The organism is Limimaricola litoreus, from assembly GCF_024159025.1.
Lineage (GTDB): Bacteria > Pseudomonadota > Alphaproteobacteria > Rhodobacterales > Rhodobacteraceae > Limimaricola > Limimaricola litoreus.
In genome coordinates, this window is record NZ_JAMYXC010000297.1 from 1 (window position 1) to 5,183 (window position 5,183).

Genomic DNA, 5,183 nt, shown 5'->3' on the forward strand with positions numbered 1-5,183 from the left:
CAAAGCCCGCGCCCGGATTCGGCGCGCCCAGGTCGAGCCGGGCGGGGCCGCCCCGGCGCATGCGGGGGCGATCCTCCCAAGGGGCGGGAGTATGCGGCTCGGCGCGGTGATCGACGATGTAGAATGGCGGATGCATGTGATGTTCCTTTATCATCCATAGGTTGAGTTTGCGGGCAGGGAGGGTCCTGTCCCGGCGGGAGAAACGGCCACGGCCCGGCCATCCGGTGACGCGGGCGCGTCGCCGGGGGCTTGCTGCGGTCGGTGCGGGCTCGCCCCTAGAGGGGGGAGGCGCGCGGCGGGTGGGCGATCGGTGCACGGCCCCGTCGCCAGGTCTTGGCAACGAAAGCGGTGATGCGATGCGCGCCGGGGCGCGAAACGCGACCGCGGGCGGCGATCGACGGATCGACCACGTCAATACGGGGGGTCATGGGAACAGGACCTGGATCTGCGGGAAGGAAACGGCGAAGGCGGGGGCAAAGCCGGCCTTCCGCGATGGGCGGCGGCGCGGCGACTAGCCGGTAAACGAATATCCTCGAAGCATAAGCCGCCCTCCCGATCCGGGGTTGTCTTTGCGGCATCATGCACGAACACGGCCCCGTGAGAACCCTCTTTTCCAGATTTCTTCCACGCGCGCGCGAAGCGTGACATTTCCGCGCGCATGTCCGCTTGACAGCTTCGGGGCCGCTGCTTACCTCTGCGGTCGTTGGCACTCACCGAGGGAGAGTGCTAATGCCTCCACCGGGGGCATAAGATCACATATACTGCTGAGGAGCTGCAGAGATGGCATTCAAACCGCTTCACGACCGGGTTCTGGTGCGTCGCGTCGAAGGCGAAGAGAAGACCAAGGGCGGTCTGATCATCCCCGACAACGCCAAGGAAAAGCCGGCCGAGGGCGAAGTGATCGCCTGTGGCGACGGCGCCCGCAAGGACAATGGCGAACTGATCGCGATGGCCGTCAAGGAAGGCGACCGCGTCCTGTTCGGCAAGTGGTCCGGCACCGAGGTCACCGTCGATGGCGAAGACCTGCTGATCATGAAGGAAAGCGACATTCTCGGCACCATCGCCTGAGACCTCGCCTGACCTTTTACACCTGAATTCAGATCAAGGAGCATTCACATGGCTTCCAAGGACGTCAAGTTCGACACCGATGCCCGCAACCGCATGCTCAAGGGCGTCAACACGCTCGCGAACGCGGTCAAGGTGACCCTCGGCCCCAAGGGCCGCAACGTGGTCATCGACAAATCCTTCGGTGCGCCCCGCATCACCAAGGACGGCGTCACCGTCGCCAAGGAAATCGAGCTCGAGGACAAGTTCGAGAACATGGGCGCGCAGATGGTGAAGGAAGTCGCTTCCCGCACCAATGACGAAGCGGGCGACGGCACCACCACCGCCACCGTTCTGGCCCAGGCCATCGTCAAGGACGGCCTGAAGTCGGTCGCCGCCGGCATGAACCCGATGGACCTCAAGCGCGGCATCGATCTCGCCACCGCCAAAGTTGTCGAGGCGATCCGCGCCGCCGCGCGTCCCGTCAACGACAGCGACGAAGTCGCCCAGGTCGGCACCATCTCGGCCAACGGCGAAGCCTCGATCGGCCGTCAGATCGCCGATGCGATGCAGAAGGTCGGCAACGAGGGTGTGATCACCGTCGAAGAGAACAAGGGCCTCGAGACCGAGACCGAAGTCGTCGAGGGCATGCAGTTCGACCGTGGCTACCTGAGCCCCTACTTCGCGACCAACCCCGACAAGATGATCGCGGACCTCGAAGACTGCATGATCCTGCTGCACGAGAAGAAGCTCTCGTCGCTGCAGCCGATGGTGCCGCTGCTCGAGCAGGTCATCCAGAGCCAGAAGCCGCTGCTGATCATCGCCGAGGACGTCGAGGGCGAAGCCCTTGCCACGCTCGTCGTGAACAAGCTGCGTGGCGGCCTGAAGATCGCCGCCGTCAAGGCGCCGGGCTTCGGTGATCGCCGCAAGGCCATGCTGCAGGACATCGCGATCCTGACCGGCGGCCAGGTGATCTCGGAAGATCTCGGCATGAAGCTCGAGAACGTCACCATGGACATGCTCGGCACCGCCAAGAAGATCTCGATCACCAAGGACGAGACCACCATCGTCGACGGTGCCGGTGACAAGGCCGAGATCGAGGCGCGCGTCGCCCAGATCCGCACCCAGATCGAGGACACCACCTCGGATTACGACCGCGAGAAGCTGCAGGAGCGGGTTGCCAAGCTCGCCGGTGGCGTCGCCGTCATCCGCGTCGGCGGCATGACCGAGGTCGAGGTGAAGGAGCGCAAGGACCGCGTCGACGACGCGCTCAACGCGACCCGCGCCGCGGTGCAGGAAGGCGTGATCGTCGGCGGCGGTGTCGCCCTCGTGCAGGCTGGCAAGTCGCTCGAAGGTCTCGTCGGCGAGAACTCCGACCAGAACGCGGGCATCGCGATCATCCGCCGCGCGCTCGAAGCGCCGCTGCGCCAGATCGCCGAGAACGCCGGTGTCGACGGCGCCGTGGTGGCCGGCAAGGTCCGTGAATCGACCGACCTGGCCTTCGGCTTCAACGCGCAGACCGAGGAATATGGCGACATGTTCAAGTTCGGCGTGATCGACCCGGCCAAGGTGACCCGCACGGCCCTCGAAGATGCGGCGTCCGTCGCCGGCCTGCTGATCACCACCGAGGCGATGATCGCCGACAAGCCCAAGAAGGACGACGGCGCGGGCGCCGGCGCCGACATGGGCGGCATGGGCGGCATGGGTGGCATGGGCGGCATGATGTAATCTGCCGCGATCCACACCGATCGTTACGGGAAAGGGGGCTCTTCGGAGTCCCCTTTTTTCATTCGCGCAAACGCCCTTGCCCCCGGTGCATGCGCGCGGCATGGATTGGGCGGCCCGCCTTGGGCCAGTGTTTGCCGGCCCGGGACGGGCCAATGTTTGCCGGCCCGCCACGGGCCGAGGGGAGGCCCATGCTGTTCTTCGTCATGCTCACCGTCGCGGGGCTTCTCGCGGGCGCGCTCAATGCCGTGGCGGGGGGGGGCACCTTCCTGACCTTTCCGGCGCTGGTCTGGCTCGGTCTGCCGCCGATCGCGGCCAACGCCACCTCCACCATCGGCGCCCTGCCGGGCTATGCCAGCTCGGCCTGGGGCTACCGCAGCGAGCTGAGCGCCGAAGGCGCGCTGGGGCTGCGCGCAATCATCGCGCTGGGGGCGCTGGGCGGGCTGATCGGCGCGGGGCTTCTCCTGGTGACGCCGGGCGCGGTGTTCGACGGGCTGGTGCCCTGGCTGCTTCTGCTGGCCACCCTCCTCTTCGCGGCGGGCCCGCGCATCCTCGCCTTCGTGCGCGCGCGCGGGCTTGGCCCGGCGGGGCCTGCGCTCTCGGGCGCGGCGGTGCTCGCCGTCTCGATCTATGGCGGCTATTTCAACGGCGGCCTGGGTATCCTGCTGTTGGCGATGCTGGGGCTGATCGGCTTCGTGAACCTGCACGGGATGAACGGCATCAAGGTGCTGCTCTCGGCGGTGCTCTCGCTGGTCTCGGCCGCGGCCTATGCCGCCGCCGGGCTGATCGAATGGGACGCGGCGCTGATCGTCGCCGTGGCGACGACCATCGGCGGCTACCTGGGCGCGCGCGGCGCCCGGCTCATCCGGATGGAGCATCTGCGCATCGGCATCACCGGCGTCGGGCTGGTGATGACGGCGCTGTTCTTCGCGCTCTAGAGGATGATCGGCTCCAGCGGATCGTAGCCCGGCGCATCCGCGTCCCCCCACGCCACGGCGGCGAGGCTGTCGGGCTTGACGCGCAGCGCCGCCATCTCGCCCCGTGTGACCCAGCAGCGATGGCTGACGATGCCCTCGGGATCGGTCCAGTCGCCGTAGGGATCGCCCGAGACGATCTCGCAGCGGAAATAGAGGTCGACCTGATGGAAGCCGCGCCGCGCATGGTGAAACTCGTTGACGAGGCAGGGCGCGCCGACCGAGACCTCCAGCCCGCATTCCTCGCGCAGCTCGCGCGCGAGATTGTCGGGCAGCGAGGCATGCGGCTCCACGCCGCCGCCCGGCGCGCACCACAGATCGTCGCGCCCCTTGTAGGCATTGACCAGAAGCAGGCGGTTCTCGCGCATCAGGATCGCGCGCACGGCAAGGCGGATGGGGGTGTTCATGGCGCGACCATGGACCCGGCGTGCGATCACGCGCAAGTCCGGCCTGTCCGCCGCGCATTCGCCGCCTAGATCAGTGCCATGACACGCCCGCTGATCCTTCTGACCACATGTCTCGCCCTGCTCGCGGGCTGCGTCCGCGCGGCGCCGGAGGCGGCGACGGACTGCGTCGTCTTCCTGCACGGCCTGGCGCGCACCGACCTGTCCTTCGCGCCGATGGCCGAGGTGGTCGAGGCCAATGGCTACAAGGTGGTCAACCGTGGCTATCCCTCGACCGAGGCGCGGATCGAGGATCTGGTCGAGGCGGTGCCGGACGACGTGCGTGCCTGCGGCGACCGCCGCGTGCATTTCGTGACCCATTCGATGGGCGGCATCCTCACGCGGCTCTGGCTCACCGATCACCGGCCCGCGAAGATGGGCCGCGTGGTGATGCTGGCCCCGCCCAACAAGGGCTCCGAGCTGGTCGATGTCTTCGGGGAGTTCGAGCCGTTCGAATGGCTCAACGGCCCCGCCGGGCTGCAGCTCGGCACCGGGCCGCAGAGCCTGCCCAACCGGCTGGAGCCGCTGCCCTCCTACGAGGTCGGCATCATCGCGGGCGATGCCTCGCTCAACCCCGTCTTTTCTGGGCTGATCGAGGGGCCGGACGACGGCAAGGTCTCGGTCGACTCGACCCGGCTGGAGGGGGCGACGGACCACATCGTCCTGCCGGTGAGCCACACCTTCATGATGAACAACCCGCTGGTGATGGCGCAGGTTCTGGAATTCCTGCGCGAGGGGCGCTTCGACCGGTCGCTCAGCCTCGGCGGCGTGCTGTTCGGGCTCGACTGAGCCGGCGGCTCTTCGCGCGGGGAAGGCGGCTTGCCGGAACTTCGCCCCCCGATGCGCGGTTCGACTCCTCGAAACCCGCGCCGCGCGGCACAGGCCCGGCGCGTTCAACCGTCGAGGAGGCAAGCCCCGAGATGACCTACAGGACCTTTGAGGACGACCGCGCGATGCACCGCGCCCGGCGCGACCGGCGCGCGCCCTATCCCGGCGG

At 67.9% G+C, this 5,183-nt stretch carries 5 protein-coding genes; 4 read left to right on the plus strand and 1 reads right to left on the minus strand.

From position 1 onward, the window contains the following. Positions 1 to 780: 780 nt before the first annotated feature. The 3 genes from groES (at position 781) to NHG85_RS18050 (ending at position 3,707) form a co-directional block, all read left to right on the plus strand. Positions 781 to 1,068, plus strand: coding sequence for a co-chaperone GroES (gene groES / locus NHG85_RS18040; RefSeq protein ID WP_099277124.1), 288 nt, complete (start codon positions 781 to 783; stop codon positions 1,066 to 1,068). Between the two features lie 48 nt (positions 1,069 to 1,116). Further along, complete coding sequence (gene groL, locus NHG85_RS18045; RefSeq protein ID WP_253335016.1) at positions 1,117 to 2,772, plus strand: chaperonin GroEL; 1,656 nt, start codon at positions 1,117 to 1,119, stop codon at positions 2,770 to 2,772. A gap of 188 nt (positions 2,773 to 2,960) precedes the next feature. After that, complete coding sequence (locus tag NHG85_RS18050; RefSeq protein ID WP_253335017.1) at positions 2,961 to 3,707, plus strand: sulfite exporter TauE/SafE family protein; 747 nt, start codon at positions 2,961 to 2,963, stop codon at positions 3,705 to 3,707. On the opposite strand, the gene NHG85_RS18055 is transcribed toward NHG85_RS18050, so the two are convergent. Then, on the minus strand, positions 3,704 to 4,150 hold the full coding sequence (locus tag NHG85_RS18055; protein ID WP_253335021.1) for an NUDIX domain-containing protein: 447 nt from the start codon (positions 4,148 to 4,150) through the stop codon (positions 3,704 to 3,706). The two genes, NHG85_RS18050 and NHG85_RS18055, sit on opposite strands and share 4 nt — an antisense overlap. Positions 4,151 to 4,228: 78 nt before the next feature. On the opposite strand from NHG85_RS18055, the gene NHG85_RS18060 reads away from it, so the two are divergent. After that, entirely contained in the window at positions 4,229 to 4,975 is a 747-nt protein-coding gene (locus tag NHG85_RS18060) for an alpha/beta fold hydrolase (RefSeq protein WP_253335022.1), read from the plus strand. Positions 4,976 to 5,183 lie beyond the last annotated feature (208 nt).